This is a genomic window from Massilia norwichensis (assembly GCF_024753245.1).
GTDB lineage: Bacteria > Pseudomonadota > Gammaproteobacteria > Burkholderiales > Burkholderiaceae_D > Telluria > Telluria norwichensis.
This window is the reverse complement of the sequence record NZ_JANUGX010000094.1, coordinates 1-659: the sequence shown is the minus strand read 5'-3', so window position 1 is coordinate 659 and position 659 is coordinate 1. Positions and strand designations below refer to the sequence as shown.

Annotated in this window: 1 protein-coding gene; it reads left to right on the top strand. The window is 61.2% G+C overall.

The features are described 5' to 3' along the window. The coding region (locus NX782_RS26275; RefSeq protein ID WP_258848448.1) for a right-handed parallel beta-helix repeat-containing protein at positions 1 to 659 on the top strand (659 nt) is incomplete at both ends.

Here is a 659-nt window from a genome sequence, read left to right as displayed (position 1 = left end):
ATCTATACCGGCGGCTCCTACGGCATGATCCAGGATAACCACATCCACCACGTGGCAAAAAGCGTGGCCTGCACCAGCGCCGGCGGTTCGGCAATCGGCGTGGACAGCTACTACCACGGCGTCAAGACCGACGTCGTCAGCAACGTCGTCAACGACATCGGCCCGGCCGGCTGCACCTACGTCCAGGGTATCTACGTGAGCACCTCGGGCACCATCAAGAACAACCTGGTGTACCGCGTGGGCGCGGTGGGTATCCACCTGTGGCACGACGCCACCGATGTGATCATCACCAACAACACCGTGACCAGCTCGAACTTCGGCATGGTGGTGGGCGGCGGTAACTTCTATTACACCAGCGCCGGTGCGAACAACGTCTACGTTGCCAACAACATCATCTACGACAACAAGTACGGCATCTCGGAGCAGGGCACGACCGGCAAGAACAACAAGTACGTCAACAACCTGGTGTTCCAGAACCCGTCGTACAACTTCTCGCTGCGCAACGGCCTGAAGGACACCGGCACGATCAGCTCGAACCCGCTGTTCAAGGCTTACTCGAAGACCGCGGCGACGCCGGACTTCCACCTGACCAGCAGCTCGCCGGCCATCGGCCGCGGCACCGCGACCAACGCTTACCCGACCGACCTGGACGGTAAGCC